Source organism: Streptomyces sp. NBC_01465 (assembly GCF_036227325.1).
Taxonomy (GTDB): Bacteria; Actinomycetota; Actinomycetes; order Streptomycetales; family Streptomycetaceae; genus Streptomyces.
In genome coordinates this window covers 4640623-4656646 of the sequence record NZ_CP109467.1, presented here as the reverse complement: position 1 = coordinate 4656646, position 16024 = coordinate 4640623, and the positions used below count along the sequence as shown (strand labels likewise).

Genomic DNA, 16024 nt, shown 5'->3' with positions numbered 1-16024 from the left:
GGACATTCCTGGAATTCGGAGATCCGAATTCCAGTGAACGACCGGGCCTGTTTTCGCGAGGGTGTTTCAGGAGGGGATCGATGCGCCTGCGGCGCGCGCCGGGTCGACGGTCAGCTGACTCAGCCTGGCCACGCGGTCCTTGTGCTGCGCCGCGTTCTGCCACATGGCGCGATAGCGCTGGTCGCGCACGGCGATGTCCTCGTCCGAGCGGAGTCCGCCGTCTCGGGCGTGCTCGACGGCGGTTGCCATGATCTTCCGGATGACGACCTGGCGTTCGGCGTCGTATTCAGCAAGTGCACTGTCCGCCGCGCCATTTCGAAGCGCTTCCAGCATACGCCAGGAAAGCGCCGCCGCGTCAAGCATTCCAGAATTCATTCCCTGGCCTCCGGCCGGTGCCATCACATGCGCGGAATCACCCGCGAGATAACAGCGGCCGACCCGGAAACGCTCCGCGATCGCGAAACGTGCCTGGAAATCGGCAGTGGAGATCAATTCCCGTACGACGGGCGCGCGTCCGCCAGGACCGCGCTCGTCGAGCAGCCGCTGGAACGACTCCACGGACGTGTCGTGGACATCATCGGGAGCAATCCTGTGCGCAAGACGGAACGCGCCCCGGTCGTGCGGTCCGATGGCCATGCCGCCTGCCGGGGTCCAGCAGTAGCTGGCCTCGTCCTCGGGCAGTTGGTCGACCACGGCGTCGGCAATACGGAAGGAGACCCGCGGGCCCACGTCGTGCGTCGCGATGCCGAGCAACGCGCGCACGGTGCTGTTCGCACCGTCGGCGCCGATCAGGAACCGCGCCGACACGGTGGCGTCGGCCCCGTCCCTCCGCAGGCGCGCGGTGACGTGCCCTTCGTCCTGTTCGAGCGCGAGGAGTTCCGCGTCGTCGACGGTTCCCCCGGCTGCCCGCAGCGCCGCTTCCAGGACGGCTTCGGTCTCGTGCTGCGAGACTCCGAGCGCGAAGCGGAACGCGGTGTCGTCCAGCCGGTCGAGTTCGAAGCGGCCGATGGATGTGCCCGACGAGTAGTAACCGATGCGGGTGACATGGCTGCCCATGGCCCGCAGGGATTCGGTGACGCCGATCGATTCCATGATCTCGAGGGCCCGCGGCCAGATGACCGAAGCCCGCGAATGGCCCGTGAACGGCGGGTGTTTGCGCACGACGCGGACCGCGTGGCCCTGCTGGGCGAGAATGCATCCCGCCGTCAGCCCGACCGGTCCCGCACCGACGATCAGTACGTCTAGCACGCCAGCTCCAGCACCAGGCACGACCAGGTGTATCCACCGCCGGCGTTGACGATCACGACCACATCGCCGGGCTGCAGATCCTGCTCCGCGTAGAGGTCGGCGATGTTCGCGCCCACGTCGGCGACGCCGAGGTGCGCGGTGCGTCCGCCGTGCCACACCAGCTTGTCCGCGCCGAAGAACGGCGCGAGCTGCGGCCGGTAGACCGTCTCGAATATCTTGCCGCTGAGCCGTGGGACGGCGACGGCGCGAATGCGCTCCTCCGCGCCCGTGAGCCCCGCGTCGTCGAGCGCCTCACGGACACAGCCGTTCAGGGATTCCCGCGACCGCCGCGCGAACCGCTCGATGCCGTACTCCGTCAGGTACGCCTTCTTGGCCGCCTTCAGGTCGACCTTGCCACCCGCCCGCAGCGCGGGGCCCGGTGTCGGGTCGTACGCGAAGCGGTTCATCTCCTCCAGCTCCGGTGCCGCCCTGCTCGACAGCGACACGATCCGGAAGGAGGTGTGCGCAGCCGGCTCCCGGGCGACCAGCAGCGCGGTCCCCGCATCGCCGTGCACACAGCCGTAGTTGAGGTTCCAGCGGTCCACCTGCGGTTCCTGCATGGCGTCCGAGACCGTCACGGCCGCCGTCTTGATCGAGGGATCCGCGAGCATCGCCCGGCCTGCCAGTTCGAGGGCCGCCATCGGGGCGTTGCACCCCTGGGACAGGTTCACCGGCAGAGCGCCGAGCGCCTCGGTGCGGTGGGCGACGTAGTGTGCCGCGCTCCAGATGTCGAAGCCCTGGTGCCACCATCCGCAGTGGAACAGCAGGCCCACGTCGGAGGGCTCGGCCTGCGCCGCCTTCAGGGCCCCGTGCAGCGCCTCGACCGCAAGGTCGGCGACCGGCCGGGCACTGTCGAAGACCGGGACGTCGGGGTTGCCGATGGCCTCGTCGAAGTCCCGTACGAGGCCCTGCGCGAGGGCGTCGGACACGGAGATCCGGGTGTCGGGGTAGGCGACCGTGCAGCCGTTCAGATAGAGGTTGTCGATCAGCATGGGGGTCGTCCTCCTTTCGCGTTCACTTGGTGCTGCTGTCCTTCTGGAGGGAGTTGCCGAAGAGGGCGAAGAGCGCTGCCACGGCCAGGAAGACCGCCGCGACCACGACGAAGCCCAGACGTGTGTCGTTGTGGCCGGAGACGCCGATGTAGATCGCGCCGAGCAGGGCCGTGCCCAGGGCGAGCGTCGTCTGCTGAGTGGTCGTCACGATGCCGCTGCCTGCGCCGATCTGCTGCGGCGGAATGGAGGACAGCACGGTGCGGTAGACCGTCGGCACGAACAGGCCGTTGCCGGCGCCGATCAGGAACATGCCGACCATCAGCTCGTAGAAGTGCAGATGCGACCACCACAGCAGGGCGGGCACGATCAGGGCGACCAGTCCGAGCATCTGGAGGACGCCGCCGATCTGGAGCGTGCGCACGCCGACCTTGCCGATCAGCTTCGGGGCCCGTACGGCCGCGAGGAACTGGCCGACCGCCATCGGCGCCATGGACAGACCGGACTCCAGGGCGCTCATCCCGTTGCCGCCCTGGACGGCCAGCGCGAAGACGAAGATGAAACCGCCGAAGGCCAGGAAACCGCTGCCGAGGACGAGCAGACCGCGCCGCATGGTCCCCTGCCTGAGCAGCGAGGGAGAGATGAGCGGGACGGCGCCCGACGACTCCACCGTGCGCTCGAAGCGCCACAGCACGACGGCGACCACGGCGGAGACCACGAACAGCGCCCAGGTCCACAGCGGCCAGTGCGTCTGCCGGCCGAGGCTGAGCGGGATCAGGAGGGCGAGTACGGCGGTGCCGAACAGGGCGGTGCCGCCGAGGTCGGCGCCCTGCGCCTGGGGCGCCTTGGTCTCCGGCACCCACAGCCGCGTACCGATGACGGCCAGGATGCCCAGCGGCACGTTCACCAGGAAGATCGGCCGCCAGCCGAGACCGGCGACGTCCGCCCAGACGAACAGGCCGCCCAGGAGCTGGCCGACGGCTGCCGAGAGGCCGCCGATCGCACCGTAGTAACTGACGGCGCGCGTCTTGGCGGGCTCCTGGAGCGTGGCCTGGATCGTCGAGAGCACCTGCGGCAGCAGCAGCGCCGCGGCCGCGCCCTGGAGAACACGGGCACCGATCAGGGTCTCGATGTTCGGGGCGATGCCGCACAGGAGCGAGGCGATCGTGAATCCGGAGATGCCGAACTGGATGACCTTGCGACGCCCGAACCGGTCGCCGAACCGGCCGCCGAGTACCAGCAGGACGGCGTACGTGATGCCGTAGAAGCTCACCACGAACTGCGAGGTCGACGCCGAAACGCCGAACGACTTCTGGATCGAGGGCAGGGCGACGTTGACGATGAACGCGTCGACGGTCGTCAGGGCCGCAGCCATCAGCAGCGTGCCCTGCCCCAGCGGACTGAATTCCGAGCGCGCGGGCGCGGCGGACGGCGGGGATGTGGTCTCTACGGTCGACAAAGGAGAACTCCTTGTTGTGGGGGTCTTCCGGTGCGCGGATTCATGGGTTACCGGTAGGACTGGTAGACGAACTGGCGCAGCCGGTTCATGAGGGGAAGCGTGCGCGAGGGGTAGAGCTGAGGAACGATCAGCGCCGACACACCCGTTGACGGGTCGACGAAGTAGTTGGAACTGCTCGCGGAGAGCCAGGAGTACTCACCGGCGCGCGTCAGGAGGTGGCTCTCGCCCGGCGACTGCATGGTCATGAATCCGAGCCCGAAACCGACGGACTTCATCACTTCGTTGATCGCGGGGACGGGCCAGTAGCCGAATCCGTTGCCGAGTGTGACGTTGCCCGGAAGGTGATTGCTGCGCATCGACTCGACGGTGAGCGGCGAGACCACGTGGTCGGAAGTCGTGCCGATGCGGCCGTTGTTGGCGAGCATGCCGAGGAAGGCGATGTAGTCCTCCGCCGACGTGTAGATTCCGCCGCCGGCCGAAAGGAATCCGGGTACGTCGGTGTCGACCGGGAGTCCGAGCGGGTCCAGGCCGCCGCTCCCGCCCTCCTGCGTGTAGATCTCCGCGTAACGGTGCTGCTGGTCCGGGTCCACGTGAAATGCCGTGTCCTTCAGGCCGAGCGGCTCGAAGAGGGCTTCCTTCATAAAGACGTCGAGGCGGCGGCCGGAGACGATCTCGATGATCCGGCCGAGCACGTCCGTGCTGACGCCGTAGTTCCAGGCCGTACCCGGCTGGAAGCGCAGCGGGAACGACCCCCACGCCTCGGTGGCGGCGGTCAGGTCGACGCCCTGGGGGACGCCCAGCGCGTACCCGGACCCCACGTACAGGCTGTCCACCGCGTGCGACTGGTGGGAGCCGTAGCCGAGCCCCGAGGTGTGGGTCAGCAGATGCCAGATCCTCATGGGCTCGACGAGCCCCTCGGTGATGGGCGACTCGGCCATGCCGGCGCGGTAGACCCGCAGGTCGGCGTAGGAGGGGAGGTAGTCGGCAACCGGGTCGCTCAGCGCGATCAGGCCCTTCTCCACCAGGGTCATGAAGGCGACCGAGGTCATCGCCTTGCTCAGCGACCACGCGCGGAAGATGCTGTCCGTCTTCATCGGGACGCCGTCGGCGATGTTCGCCAGGCCGCCGGCCGACGCGTACGCCACCTCACCGTGCTGGGAGACCATGCCCGTCCAGCCGGATATCTGCCCGTCGAGGACCAGTCGGTCGAAATAGTCGCCGAGGGCGGAAAGCCGCTTGGTGTCGAGCTGCATGAATAACTCTCTTTCGTATCGGGTTACTTCTGGTCACGGACTTCCGGGCGATTCACAGGCGTTCGCCGGAGAATTCCTCCAGGTACGCGCGGAACTCCGGGCCGATGCGGTAGCTCTCCTGCGTGGTGAGGTCGAACATCACCATCCGGCTGACGGCTTTGACGCTGACTCTCCGCGACGCGTCGAGGAGCTGAAAATTGAACTCGAAGCTGGAACGCCGGACGTTCGACGTCCACACCTCTACAGGGACCGGCTCCAACGAGTACTGAAGCGGCCTGAGATATCCGATGTCATGGGCCGCGACCACTGCGGTCTCTCCGTCGAAGACGCCGCTCGACATGAGCCAACGCATACGGGCTTCCTCGATGATCCGTACGATCTCGCAATTGTTGACGTGACCGTAGGAATCCACATCGCCCCACCTGAGGGCGACTTCGACCGATGACGGCCTCCCGATCCGGGTGCCTTCCAGTTCCATTGCCGAGTGTGTGCTCACGAATGGAGATTAGGTCGAGCCCGGCTCTGCACCGGCCGCCGGAGGACCAATTGCACCCAAGGGTGCAGCGAGTTGAACATCACATCCGGCAGGCAGACCGCACCCGTACCGGCAAAGGGGAACTTGCCAAAGCAGGTGCGGATTGTCCGTCCGGGAACTCATCCGGATTTCGGCAAGTAGCACGGGGAAACAGCCGCCCCCTTGGCTAGCTTGGGACGTACAGCCGCTCCTTCGTTGAAGGAGAGCAAGGGAGGGAAACATGCACTATCCGGCGGCGGGAGCGTTTCTGAGAAGCGCGCTTCCCGACATCATCCGCACCTACCAGTACACCCTGCGCACGGTCCGCAGTCCGCTGGTGACGCATCCTGAGGCCTGGCCCAGATGCCGTGACCAGGCGCAGGCGATCGTGGAGGACTGCATCGCGGCACTGGCGGGTCAGCCGCTGCCGGAGCCGTCCGACGCCCGGAGCTACTCGCACCAGGTCGGGACCGATCGCGCCCAGCAGGGCATCGCGGTGGCGGAGTCGGTGCGCGCCGTGGACGTCCTGTGGAGTGCGCTGCAGCCCGCCCTGCGCACCGCCGTGCAGTACGAGGCGTCGGCACGGCGCACCGCCGCGCTACTGCTGGTCAGCACCGTCTTCCGGACCAGTGCGGGCCAACGGCTCTACGCGGGCGCTCGCGGATACGACGCCGTCGCCGCGCAGTCGTCGCGCGTACGTGCACCCGCCTCCCCGGGTACGGGGCAGACCGCGGAGCACTCCGAGTTGTCGCGGCGGGAGAGGGAGATCCTGGAACGGGTCGCTCTGGCGCGGACCAACGTCCAGATCGCCCGGGAGCTCGGCATCGAGACCGCCACGGTGAAGCGCCATCTCTGCAACATCTACGGGAAGTTGCAGGCCGGCTCCCGTATCGACGCGGTCAACAAGGCCTTCGGACGCGTCTGATCCGTTCCGCCTCGGCGGTGGCACACGAACCCGGTCCCGGTGGGAGCGGCGGCACTCACGCCGCCTGCTCCCGCCGGGACTTCGCCGTGTTCCCACCGCCCTCACGCCGCTCCGTGGAAGGCCAGCACGAACAGCATGGCGATGTTGGCCGCGTACTGGGTGCGCATGAACACGCGGTAGGCGCCGCGGCGCATCCGCCTGTCCCCGCCCGCGATCCGGGTGGTGCGCACGATCTGGACGACCACACAGACGGCGCCGATCGCGACGGGGGCCATGGCAGGCAGCATGTACGGGGCCCAGAGCAGCCAGGAGAGCACTGCGCCCACGCCGACCAGGAGTGCTCCGGTCGCACCGAGCGCGCGTGCCAGGTGAGCCCCGTAGCGCACGGCCACCGTACGGCGTCCCCCGGTGGCATCCCCGTCGACGTCGCTCAGGTCCTTGACCACTGACCCCACCAGGGCCATCCAGGCACTCATCACGGTGGCGAACACCAGGCCCGCGGTGCTGAGCCGGCCGCCCGTCGTGGCCGCTCCGCCGGCGAACGAGGTCCATCCGAGCCCGAACACCACCACCGCGCACGCCGTGCTCCAGCGCTTGGCGGGCAGGGGCGGAGCCGAGTAGACCCAGCCGAGCAGCAGGAACGCCGCCACCCAGACGAGGAGGCCGGGGACGAAGGCCGCGAGGGCGAGCGCCCCCACGGCGGCGCCCCCGGTGAGGAGGGCTGCCACCCGCTCGGGCAGATCGCCCCTGGCGATGGGCCGGTCGGACCCGTTGGCCCGGTCCTCCTTGACGTCCATCACGCCGTTGATCAGGTAGGCGGCGACCACGGCCAGCCACCAGGAGATCACCCCCGCGACCAGCCGCACCGGGTGCGCCAGGAGGTGGTGCGCGGACGAGGCCGCGACGCCTATGACGTACCGCATGAGGAAGACGACCTGCACGACGGGGCGCGCCTCGAGCAGCGCGAGACGTGCATGGCGCGGGCGCAGCCGGATGCGGGTCGGTGTCTGAGGGATGAGGATCGCGCTGCTGATGTCGGCCACATCAGCAAGGTACGAGTTACGGAGCCCAACCGGGCGGCCGAGCCCCGTAATTGCACCCTAGGGTGCAGAGCCGCGTCCGCCGCCCATGGGCCCTTGGGTGCAGCGGGCGGCGACGGGCCGTGCGCGAGCCCCGGCGGCCTCCACCATGAGAGGCGAGAACGGACCGCACACACCCACAGGAGCAGTCATGTCCCTCATCCCCGCCAGCCACGTCGACCTGCTGGAGCGCCCGCTGTTCGGGCACCTGGCCACCATCAGGCCCGACGGCACGCCGCACGTGAACCCGGTCTGGTTCGAATGGGACGGCGAGCGGCTCTGGTTCACGACCACCACGGACCGGTTCAAGTACCGCAATGTGGCCGGGAATCCGCATGTCTCCCTGTCCGTCAACGACCCCGAGCAGCCCTATCGCTACCTTGAGGTGCGCGGAGTCGTCGACCGTACGGAACCCGACCCGTCGACGGCCGGATATCTGCGTCTCGCCCGCCGCTACGGCCTCGACCTGGACCGCCCCGCGGGCGGCGCGGACGACAACCGGGTGCTGATCGGCCTGACGCCCCGCCACACCACCCACCAGTGAGGACTCAGGCGGCTTTCGCCGTCCCCGCCCGGCCGGGCATCTCGGCGCCCGGCTCCCGGCCGGACAGCTGCCGGAAGGCATGGGCCGCCGACACCAGAGTCATGTGGCGGTGCCAGCCCGGATAGGAGCGGCCCTCGTAGTCCAGCAGCCCGTAGTGGTCCTGCATCTCCCGTACGGCTTCCCGGGTGCGGTACGCCGCGCCCGCGAGCCGGAGGATCTCGCCGGGCCGGTGGTGCGTGAGGTCGGTGACGTAGTACCGCGGGGAGCTGTGCTCGCCCGCCGGGTACTCGACGATCAGCACGCAGGGCCGCTGCGGCGAGGGCGGCGCAGCGTGCCCCAGGCGCACCGCGCAGGTCCGCACCCGTGAGTGGCCGCGCCCGCCGGCGTCGGGGACGACCCCGGAGCCGATGCCCGTCACGGCCGTGACGCTGTGCAGCAGTTGGCGCGCGGGGACCGGCCTTCCCGGCCCGGCCGGCAGGCGCAGGGCGGTGCTCGCGGGGATCCGCACGACGAACCCCGTACCGAGCGCGGCGAGACCGGGCAGGAACGACGCGTCGTGCGGAAGCTGCGTGAGGTCGGCGACGAGCGGCACGTCCGTGCGGCCGGTGGCCGCGGTCTGTGTGCGCACCAGGTCGAGGGCGCAGGCGCCCTCCGCGGGAGTCGGCTCGCCCTCGGGGATCCGGACGGCCGCGCGCCGTGCGCTGTCGGTCTGCCAGTGCCCGGGCAGCACGAGGCGCCAGTCGACGGGGATGCAGTCGTCGCCCGAACCCAGGAAGAGTCCCACGCCCAGCTGGCAGTTGACCGTACGGTCGGCGTCCTGGACGAAGCGCCGGTGGACACCCGCAGAGTGGTCGCCGCGCTTGGGGAGAACGGCGAGGCCCAGGCTCCAGGTGAGGGTGGGACGGTGCTCCTCGGTCCAGCCGGCGAGTGCGCGCCGCACCGGGTGCCAGGCCCACGGGCTGGAGTTGAGGAACTGCTGCAGGGCCTGGGACGTGTGCGGGGACTCGGAGACCGCGGCGGCCATGCGGCGCAGCGACTTCTTCCCCGGCGTCACGAGAAGGCCCGTCACGTACTCGCGTGCACGGTTGAGTTGGTCTGCTCGCGGCAGGTCACCGAAGAGACGGCCCACGAACTCCTGGAGGAGTTCATCGCTGCCCCTCGGGCCACGCGCGTGACGGCGGATGTCGGCGATGTCGGCGATGTCGCGCACAGCCATTCCCCTGACTCTTCTCGGTCCGTTCTTCCAGCCACAAACATAGAGAGTACTCTCTTTTGCGGTCCAGGGACCCCCGCGAGACCGAGCGACTTTGGCACGTTGCCGCGAGGCGGCGCCGCGGACCCGACCCCGCCAAGAACTCGTATACGGCTTAGGCAAGTTGGCCTGACCTCTCGGAACGCGATGCCACAGGATGCAGGGAAGCCAGATGGGATCAGGTCGCGTACGGGGGCACTGCGGCAGGAGGGAAGAACGGCATGACGGAGCACACCGGGCAGGTACGAGGGGCGCTGACCCGCGAACGGCTCGTGCGGAGCGCGGCGGCGGAGTTCGCACTGCACGGTTACGACGGCACGTCGCTCTCCCGCGTCTGCAAGGCCGCCGGCGCGACCATGGGAGCGCTCACCTTCCACTACCCCAGCAAGGCATCCCTGGCGCAGGCCGTGTGCACCGCCGGGATCCGGGCCACGCAGGCCAGGGTCGACGAGGCCGACCGGAAGGGGCAGGGGCCCCTGCAGTCCGTCGGCAAAATCACCGGGGCGCTCGCCGAGTTGCTGAGCGCGGACGCCGTGGCACGAGCGGCCGCCAGACTCTCCCGTGAACAGCCACCCCTCGCCATGGACTGGCGGGGCAGCTGGCTGCCTCTCGTACGCACCCGGCTGCACCAGGCGGAGGTCCTCGACCTCCTGCGCCCCGGCGCCCGGCCGGAGTCGGCCGCTCTCATGGTGGGCAGTCTGGTGGCCGCCGTGGAAGCGGGACTGCTCCCGCAGCTCGGCGGAGCACTCCTGCCCTCACCCACGGTGGAGGAGCACTTCGCCGAGCTGTGGCAGACCGCCCTTCAGGGCATCGGCGCGTCTCAGGACAGCCCCGTCAGCGCGTCCTGACGGTTCAGCGAAAGCGCCCCGCGATACCAGGCCGCCGCCCGGTCGAGCCGGACCAGCGGGCCGGGACCGGGATCTGCGGCAAGCAGCTTCCAGATACGGTCGCCCAGGTAGTGATGGTCCCGCGCGAGCAGCTCCAAGTGCCGCTCCCCGTACCGGCCTTGGGTCCGCTCCAGAAGCGCGCGGCACTGCTCCCAGTCGCTGCTTCCCGTGGCAGGCGCCACCAGGCCGTGACCGCTCAGCGCGGCCCTGAGACGTCCGGTGGACACCGGGACCGGGTGCACGGCGTGGTGCACACCCCGCACCGCGCCGGCGGCGGTCACGGAGACCGCGACGAGGCGGGCCAGGTCGCCCACGTCGACGAGGGACTGCAGCCCCGTGCCGCCGAGCCACTCGGGCCCGACCCGCTCGGCGAGTTCGGCGAACGCCGGGACGACCCAGCGGTCACCCTCGCCGAGCACAAGGTTCGGCCGCAGCACGAGCGCCCCCGCTTCCAGGGCGGGGCCCTCCGCGGCGAGCCGGCTGCGGCTTGCCGCGGAGACCGGCGCGGGGACGACGCCGTCGACGTCCACGGCGCGGTGCGGACCCGCGCCGTAGACGGCGGCCGTCGACAGGTGGGTGATCCGCCCCACCCCTGCGGCCCGGGCCGCCGCCATGACCGCGGTGGTGCCCCGCAGATTCACCGCCTCGCACTGCTCCTCGTCCTTGCCGACGTACGAGACGGCATGGACGAGAGCGTCAACTCCCGTGAGGCACCTCGTCAGCGACGCCAGGCCGGCCATGTCGCCGATGTCGGTGATATCGGTGATGTCGGCGCGGACGGCCTCCACCGCTCCCCCGCCCGGCAGCACGACGTCCGCCCGGCGCACCAGTGCGCGCACCCGCACCGGCCGGCCGCCAGGGGCCTCCCGGACGGCCAGCTCACGCAGTACGGCGGAGCCGATGAATCCCGTGGCCCCGGTGAGGGCGACGGTCCACGGTCTCATCCGGCCGACTCCGGCGTACTGCCCGTGACGTCCAGGCCATCGATGATCTCCGGCGCGGCAACGGCGGGCAGGAAGTACGACCACAGCTCCGCGATGCGCTCCGGCAGATCCGTGCGCCCCGAACTGATCTGGGACAACAGCTGCGTTCCGCTGTAGGAGCCGACGAGGACGCGGGCGAAACTCGCGGGGTCCACGCCCGCGCGCAGCTCACCGAGCGCCTGGGCGGCGATGAGCTCGTCCTTGAAGTTGCTGATCCACAGCTGGTAGGCGGCATCGTCCTGCAGCCCGAAGGCGCCCTGCTCGACGGCCAGTTGCACACCGGCACGGAACAGGACGTTTCGCTGCAGCTCCCGCGCCAGGGCGAGGGTGAGGTCGATGAGGTGCTGCAGCCCGCTCCCGGGTGCCAACTCCGGGAGGTCGGCCGCCTGTTCCGCCATGACGGCGCGGGCCAGGTCGTCCTTGGAGTCAAAGTGAAAGTAAAGAGCTCCCATAGTGGAACTGGCCCGCTTCACGATCTTGGTTGTACTCGTTCCCGAGTATCCGTGCAGGTCAAACTCCTCTGCGGCGGCCCTGACGAGTGCCGCCCTCGTCTTTACCGCACGGTCCTGCTGCGGGCGTGCCATGCTTCCTCCCTCGACAAACAAACAGAGCGCTCTCTAGATTATGCCCTCCCGGCAGCGGAGCCCACCGCTGCGCGACGCCAGCTCGTGAACCTCAGAGAGGCCTTTCGTGACTGCCACCACCGTTGAAACCGCTCGTCCCGAGTCTCCCCTCAAGGCAGTCATCGCCTCGCCGTCCCCGCTGCTGATGGCCATCCCTCGCCAGTACGTGCACAAGGCCGCCCAGGCCGAAGTCCTGCTCTGCGGCTGGCAGGAGAACGGCGAGGACTCCTTCGTCGCTCCTGCCCAATGGCCGCGGTCGCACAGTTTCTACACCCCGGCGCACGGCCTGTACGACCCGATGCTCTTCGCCGAGAGTGTCCGCCAGGCCATCCCGCTGGTCAGCCACGTCGGCTACGGGGCACCCATGGACCACCGTCAGATATGGGACTACTTCCGCTGCACGGTCTCCCCCGAAGCGCTTCTCTACGGAAGGCTGCCCGCGGACTCCGACTTGCACCTGACGGGCGTCGATGTGGTCCGGCGCGCAGGGCGCCTCGGCGGTATGACGCTGCGGGCCACGGCGATGCGGGGCACGCAGCGCATGGGGGTCACCGAGACCCGGTTCGCCAACCAGGCTCCCGCGATCTACCGGCGACTGCGCGGTCCGCGCTGCGACGCCGCCCGCGCGATGGACCAGGCCGTCCCGCTGCCGGCGCCGATCGCCCCCGATCAGGCAGGCCGGATCAACCCGCAGGACGTCGTGCTCGCGCCGGGGAGATCGGACCGCCACTGGCAGCTGCGCGTCGACGTGGCGCACCCCGTCCTGTTCGACCACGCGGTCGACCACATCCCCGGCATGGTGCTCCTGGAGGCGGCCCGGCAGGCGGCCCACTCCACGCTGCACCCCCGGCAGACCGTCATGACCGGCATCGACGCCAAGTTCACGCGCTTCGTCGAGTTCGACGCCCCGTGCTGGATCGAGGCCGAGCCGGCCGCCGCCTCCGCGCCCGGCCACGAGACCGTGCGCATCACCGCCCGTCAGGGCGACCAGGTGCCGTTCACCGCGACAGTGACCTCGCTGGTCGTCCCGCGCTGAGACGTACGCCGCCCGTCGGCACCACCCCGGCTCAGGACGCGGTCAGGCTGTCCAGGGTGGTACGCCACTCGCGTACGGCAGCGGCGTCCACCGGGCCGTCCCAGCCCTGGGGGCGGGCCGCGCCGCCGATGTGCACGGCATCGATGCCGGCGGCCGTGAGGCGCGGCAGGTGTTCGAGGTGCAGCCCGCCGCCGACGAGGATCTGCGGCTCGTAGCCGGGCTCGCCCTTGCGGGCCGCCTCGGCGAGCAGGGTCTCCATGCCGTCGTCGACGCCGGCCGCGGAGCCCGCGGTGAGGTAGGTGTCCAGACCGGGCAGGTCGGCGAGCTGCTTGCGCAGAGCGTCGCGGTCGGCGGCGCGGTCGATGGCCCGGTGGAAGGTCCAGCGGCAGCCCTCGATCTCGGCGACGAGGCGCTCGACGGCGACCAGGTCGGGATTGCCGTCCGCGTCCAGGAACCCGAGCACGAACTGGTCCGCGCCCTCGGCACGCAGCTCACGGGCGACCCGTACGAGCGCGTCGACATCTCCGGCGTCGAAGCCGTCGGCCAGCCGCAGCATCACGCGCAGGTCGATGGAGACAGCGGCGCGGATCTCCCGATACGTCTCCCGTGAGGGCGTGAGCCCGTCGGCCGCCATGTCGGTGACCAGCTCGAGGCGGTCGGCCCCTCCGGCCTGGGCCGCGATCGCGTCCTGCGCGGTGAGGGCGATCACCTCCAGCACTGCGCGGTTGCTCATCAGATCCCAATCCTTCAGGGAGTCGGCTACGGGGCTTGGTCTAGTCCAATGGCCAGCCTACGGCCCAGCAGTACTCCTTCGCAGCTTGCACTCTGAACACCCACCCTTGACCTTGATACGGATGGGGGGTATACATGGGGCTGTACGAGATACCCCCTGGGGGTATGAAAAGCAGAGGAGGAGACCATGCCGTCGCCCACTTCCACGACCGGGACCGGGGCCGAGGTCGAGCTCGCAATCGGCGGCATGACCTGCGCCTCGTGCGCGGCCCGTATCGAGAAAAAGCTGAACCGCATGGAGGGCGTGACCGCCACGGTCAACTACGCCACCGAGAAGGCGAAGGTCAGCTACGAGGACGGGGTCGAGGTCTCCGACCTGATCGCGACGGTGGTGAAGACGGGCTACACAGCGGAGGAACCGCTGCCCCCGGCTCCCGTACAGGGGGAGGACGACGCACCCGAGCCCGCGGACCCCGCACTCGCCGCCCTGCGCCAGCGCCTGATCGTCTCCACACTGCTCGCGGTCCCGGTGATCGCGATGGCGATGGTCCCGGCGCTGCAGTTCGACAACTGGCAGTGGCTCTCGCTCACGCTGGCCGCGCCCGTCGTGGTGTGGGGCGCGCTCCCCTTCCACAAGGCGGCGTGGACGAACGCGCGGCACGGCGCCGCGACGATGGACACCCTGATCTCCGTCGGAACGTCGGCGGCGTTCCTCTGGTCGCTCTGGGCGCTCTTCTTCGGTACGGCCGGGATGACCGGCATGACGCACCCCTTCGAGCTGACCATCGGCCGGAGCGACGGCGCGGGCAACATCTATCTGGAGGCCGCGGCCGGAGTCACCGCGTTCATCCTGGCGGGCCGCTACTTCGAGGCGCGCTCGAAGAGGAAGGCGGGGGCGGCGCTGAAGGCGCTCCTGGAGCTGGGCGCGAAGGAAGTCACGCTCATCACCCCGTCCGGGGCCGAACACCGCATCCCCACCGCGGAGTTGAAGACCGGCGACCGCTTCCTGGTCCGCCCCGGCGAGAAGATCGCCACGGACGGCACGGTGGTGGAGGGCTCCTCGGCGGTGGACGCCTCGATGCTCACCGGCGAGTCGGTACCGGTGGAGGTCGCCCCCGGCGACACGGTCACCGGAGCCACGCTCAACGCGGGCGGCCGCCTGGTGGTCGAGGCGACGCGGGTCGGCACGGACACCCAACTGGCCCGTATGGCCAAGCTGGTGGAGGACGCCCAGAACGGCAAGGCGGCAGCACAGCGCCTCGCCGACAGGATCTCGGCGGTGTTCGTCCCGGTGGTCATCGCCCTGGCGGTGGCGACGCTCGGCTTCTGGCTGGGCAACGGAGCCGGCCTGACGGCGGCCTTCACAGCGGCGGTGTCGGTCCTGATCATCGCCTGCCCCTGCGCACTGGGCCTGGCCACGCCGACGGCGCTGATGGTGGGGACGGGCCGCGGGGCCCAGCTGGGCATCCTGATCAAGGGGCCCGAGGTCCTGGAGACGACCCGCAAGGTGGACACGATCGTCCTGGACAAGACGGGAACGGTGACGACGGGCCGCATGACACTGCTGGCGACCCACACGACGACGACCACCTCCGAGCGTGAAGTCCTGCGCCTGGCAGGGTCTTTGGAGCACGCGTCGGAGCACCCGATCGCGCAGGCGGTGGCGGCGGGAGCGACGGCGAAGACGGGCGCACTGCCCACCCCGGAGGACTTCAAGAACGTGACGGGCCTGGGAGTCCAGGGAATCGTCGAGGGCCACGCGGTCCTGGTGGGCCGCACACAGTTCCTCTCCGACTGGTCGATCGAACTCCCGGCGGACCTGGCACGGGCCAAGGCGCAGGCGGAATCGGCCGGCCGTACGGCGATCGCGGTGGCCTGGGACGGCGAGGCGCGGGCGGTCCTGGAGGTGGCGGACGCGGTGAAGGAGACGAGCCCCGAAGCGATCCGCCGGCTGCGCGCACTCGGCCTCACCCCGATCCTCCTGACCGGCGACAACAAGGCGGTGGCGGAGTCGGTCGCGGCGGAAGTCGGGATCGACGAGGTGATCGCGGAGGTCATGCCGGAGGACAAGGTGGCAGTGGTCAAGCGCCTGCAGGAGGAGGGCCGTTCGGTGGCGATGGTCGGCGACGGCGTCAACGACGCGGCGGCCCTCGCCCAGGCGGACCTGGGCCTGGCGATGGGCACGGGCACGGACGCGGCGATCGAGGCGGGCGACCTGACGCTCGTACGAGGTGACCTGCGATCGGCGGCGGACGCGATCCGCCTGTCGCGCCGGACGCTGGGGACGATCAGGGTGAACCTGTTCTGGGCGTTCGCGTACAACGTGGCGGCGCTGCCGTTGGCGGCGGCGGGGCTGCTGAACCCGATGATCGCGGGTGCGGCGATGGCGTTCTCGTCGGTGTTCGTGGTGGGCAACAGCCTGCGGCTGCGGGGCTTCCGACCGACGGGTGGTTGACCTCCT

General features: G+C 70.0%; 15 protein-coding genes. 5 read left to right on the top strand and 10 right to left on the bottom strand.

What is annotated here, in order from left to right:
• Positions 1-66: 66 nt before the first annotated feature.
• The 5 genes from OG707_RS22020 to OG707_RS22000 are packed head-to-tail and all read right to left on the bottom strand — an operon-like array spanning position 67 to position 5400.
• Positions 67-1248: an FAD-dependent monooxygenase gene (locus tag OG707_RS22020; protein ID WP_329120888.1), complete on the bottom strand. Its 1182-nt coding sequence runs from the start codon at positions 1246-1248 to the stop codon at positions 67-69.
• The gene (locus OG707_RS22015; protein ID WP_329120885.1) at positions 1242-2279 is read right to left on the bottom strand and encodes a ketoacyl-ACP synthase III family protein; all 1038 of its coding nucleotides are present in this window, start codon (positions 2277-2279) and stop codon (positions 1242-1244) included. Before OG707_RS22015 ends, OG707_RS22020 begins: the two co-directional genes overlap by 7 nt.
• A gap of 22 nt (positions 2280-2301) precedes the next feature.
• Positions 2302-3735: an MFS transporter gene (locus OG707_RS22010; protein ID WP_329120882.1), complete on the bottom strand. Its 1434-nt coding sequence runs from the start codon at positions 3733-3735 to the stop codon at positions 2302-2304.
• A 47-nt stretch (positions 3736-3782) separates the two neighbouring features.
• Positions 3783-4988: a serine hydrolase domain-containing protein gene (locus tag OG707_RS22005; RefSeq protein ID WP_329120881.1), complete on the bottom strand. Its 1206-nt coding sequence runs from the start codon at positions 4986-4988 to the stop codon at positions 3783-3785.
• Positions 4989-5040: 52 nt separating this feature from the next.
• Complete coding sequence (locus OG707_RS22000; protein ID WP_329120878.1) at positions 5041-5400, bottom strand: acyl-CoA thioesterase; 360 nt, start codon at positions 5398-5400, stop codon at positions 5041-5043.
• Between the two features lie 343 nt (positions 5401-5743).
• Here OG707_RS22000 and OG707_RS21995 point away from each other — a divergent pair, with 343 nt between their 5' ends.
• Positions 5744-6427, top strand: coding sequence for a helix-turn-helix transcriptional regulator (locus OG707_RS21995; RefSeq protein WP_329120876.1), 684 nt, complete (start codon positions 5744-5746; stop codon positions 6425-6427).
• 101 nt (positions 6428-6528) lie between these two features.
• Here OG707_RS21995 and OG707_RS21990 read toward each other — a convergent pair whose 3' ends face one another.
• Complete coding sequence (locus OG707_RS21990) at positions 6529-7470, bottom strand: UbiA family prenyltransferase (protein WP_329120874.1); 942 nt, start codon at positions 7468-7470, stop codon at positions 6529-6531.
• Between the two features lie 187 nt (positions 7471-7657).
• On the opposite strand from OG707_RS21990, the gene OG707_RS21985 reads away from it, so the two are divergent.
• Positions 7658-8050 (top strand): PPOX class F420-dependent oxidoreductase, encoded by a 393-nt coding sequence (locus OG707_RS21985; RefSeq protein WP_329120872.1) that lies wholly within the window; start codon positions 7658-7660, stop codon positions 8048-8050.
• Between the two features lie 4 nt (positions 8051-8054).
• On the opposite strand, the gene OG707_RS21980 is transcribed toward OG707_RS21985, so the two are convergent.
• Positions 8055-9266, bottom strand: coding sequence for an IS701 family transposase (locus OG707_RS21980; RefSeq protein ID WP_329120871.1), 1212 nt, complete (start codon positions 9264-9266; stop codon positions 8055-8057).
• A gap of 257 nt (positions 9267-9523) precedes the next feature.
• On the opposite strand from OG707_RS21980, the gene OG707_RS21975 reads away from it, so the two are divergent.
• Entirely contained in the window at positions 9524-10150 is a 627-nt protein-coding gene (locus tag OG707_RS21975) for a TetR/AcrR family transcriptional regulator (protein WP_329120868.1), read from the top strand.
• Here OG707_RS21975 and OG707_RS21970 read toward each other — a convergent pair.
• On the bottom strand, positions 10123-11133 hold the full coding sequence (locus OG707_RS21970) for an NAD-dependent epimerase/dehydratase family protein (RefSeq protein WP_329120866.1): 1011 nt from the start codon (positions 11131-11133) through the stop codon (positions 10123-10125). The two genes, OG707_RS21975 and OG707_RS21970, sit on opposite strands and share 28 nt — an antisense overlap.
• Positions 11130-11756 (bottom strand): ScbR family autoregulator-binding transcription factor, encoded by a 627-nt coding sequence (locus OG707_RS21965; protein WP_329120864.1) that lies wholly within the window; start codon positions 11754-11756, stop codon positions 11130-11132. The genes OG707_RS21970 and OG707_RS21965 overlap by 4 nt, the downstream gene beginning before the upstream one ends.
• A 106-nt stretch (positions 11757-11862) precedes the next feature.
• Here OG707_RS21965 and OG707_RS21960 point away from each other — a divergent pair, with 106 nt between their 5' ends.
• On the top strand, positions 11863-12831 hold the full coding sequence (locus OG707_RS21960; RefSeq protein ID WP_329120862.1) for a ScbA/BarX family gamma-butyrolactone biosynthesis protein: 969 nt from the start codon (positions 11863-11865) through the stop codon (positions 12829-12831).
• A gap of 31 nt (positions 12832-12862) precedes the next feature.
• On the opposite strand, the gene OG707_RS21955 is transcribed toward OG707_RS21960, so the two are convergent.
• Complete coding sequence (locus OG707_RS21955) at positions 12863-13564, bottom strand: copper homeostasis protein CutC (RefSeq protein ID WP_329120860.1); 702 nt, start codon at positions 13562-13564, stop codon at positions 12863-12865.
• Between the two features lie 186 nt (positions 13565-13750).
• Here OG707_RS21955 and OG707_RS21950 point away from each other — a divergent pair, with 186 nt between their 5' ends.
• A complete protein-coding gene (locus OG707_RS21950) occupies positions 13751-16018 on the top strand; it encodes a heavy metal translocating P-type ATPase (protein ID WP_329120858.1) in 2268 nt (755 codons plus the stop codon).
• The last annotated feature ends 6 nt before the right edge of the window (positions 16019-16024 follow it).

Bases quoted from the DNA above. Each gene is read 5' to 3' on its own strand.
- OG707_RS22005 (WP_329120881.1), bottom strand. From the start codon at position 4,988: ATGCAGCTCGACACCAAGCGGCTTTCCGCCCTCGGCGACTATTTCGAC.
- OG707_RS21980 (WP_329120871.1), bottom strand. From the start codon at position 9,266: ATGGCTGTGCGCGACATCGCCGACATCGCCGACATCCGCCGTCACGCG.
- OG707_RS21965 (WP_329120864.1), bottom strand. From the start codon at position 11,756: ATGGCACGCCCGCAGCAGGACCGTGCGGTAAAGACGAGGGCGGCACTC.
- OG707_RS21975 (WP_329120868.1), top strand. From the start codon at position 9,524: ATGACGGAGCACACCGGGCAGGTACGAGGGGCGCTGACCCGCGAACGG.
- OG707_RS21985 (WP_329120872.1), top strand. From the start codon at position 7,658: ATGTCCCTCATCCCCGCCAGCCACGTCGACCTGCTGGAGCGCCCGCTG.
- OG707_RS21955 (WP_329120860.1), bottom strand. From the start codon at position 13,564: ATGAGCAACCGCGCAGTGCTGGAGGTGATCGCCCTCACCGCGCAGGAC.
- OG707_RS21995 (WP_329120876.1), top strand. From the start codon at position 5,744: ATGCACTATCCGGCGGCGGGAGCGTTTCTGAGAAGCGCGCTTCCCGAC.
- OG707_RS21950 (WP_329120858.1), top strand. From the start codon at position 13,751: ATGCCGTCGCCCACTTCCACGACCGGGACCGGGGCCGAGGTCGAGCTC.
- OG707_RS22015 (WP_329120885.1), bottom strand. From the start codon at position 2,279: ATGCTGATCGACAACCTCTATCTGAACGGCTGCACGGTCGCCTACCCC.
- OG707_RS21970 (WP_329120866.1), bottom strand. From the start codon at position 11,133: ATGAGACCGTGGACCGTCGCCCTCACCGGGGCCACGGGATTCATCGGC.